Raw genomic sequence first — 735 nt, 5'->3', positions numbered from 1 at the left:
GAGTTTATGCTCATATTTCTCCCTCAATGGATTTATAAATGACGGTAAAAATACTATCACTATCCAAGCAATTCATACGCCGTACATCTTGGACGCTCCCATACCCTGCCGCAAAGGAATCGGGCAGCCCTATCCGTTTCAGTTTAACCCCTGCTCCCGTTTCCGCCAGTATTTCAGCGATTATGCCACCCAGACCGCCAAAAACAGTATGCTCTTCCACTGAAAATAATATGCGTGTCTCTGATGCGGCTTTAATCACCGCTTCTTTATCTATAGGCTTTAAGGTATGTACATTAATGACCCTCGCGTTAATATGGCGCTCCTGAAGTTTTAGAGCGGCACTTACAACTTCCGGCAGAATGCTTCCCATGGAAAATATGGCAATATCACGGCACGGTTTTATTTCAATGCTTTTCCCAACGCTAAAAGGATGAGACTCATGGTATATCTCCGGTTCACCCCCATTCCCATCCTAAACGAATATATACCGGCCCTTTAATATCATAGGCGGCGCGTACGACATTTTGTACTTCCGATGGACAGGCAGGTGAAAATATAGTTAGACCCGGCAGCGCACGCAGTACACTAATATCTTCGGTTGTATGGTGGGTAGACCCAAGCGTGGACCATGCCAAACCGCTTCCCATGCCGACAATTTTTACATTCTGCTGCTGAAAGCATATATCATCCCGGATGAATTCTAAACACCGATAGGCTAAAAAAGCTCCCGCAGTA

The 735-nt window shown here is 45.6% G+C and carries 1 protein-coding gene and 1 pseudogene; both read right to left on the bottom strand.

Annotated features, from left to right (window positions below; all coding sequences use genetic code 11):
* Positions 1–10 precede the first annotated feature (10 nt).
* Positions 11–403: a transketolase C-terminal domain-containing protein gene (locus AWU74_RS06905; RefSeq protein ID WP_228378635.1), complete on the bottom strand. Its 393-nt coding sequence runs from the start codon at positions 401–403 to the stop codon at positions 11–13.
* A 52-nt stretch (positions 404–455) separates the two neighbouring features.
* Positions 456–735 (bottom strand): annotated as a pseudogene (locus tag AWU74_RS10720) (transketolase family protein); the annotation flags it as partial.

The sequence above is a fragment of the Treponema endosymbiont of Eucomonympha sp. genome, assembly GCF_001028545.1.
Note: the sequence above shows the minus strand (reverse complement) of the source record. Positions and strands in the feature narration are given on the sequence as shown.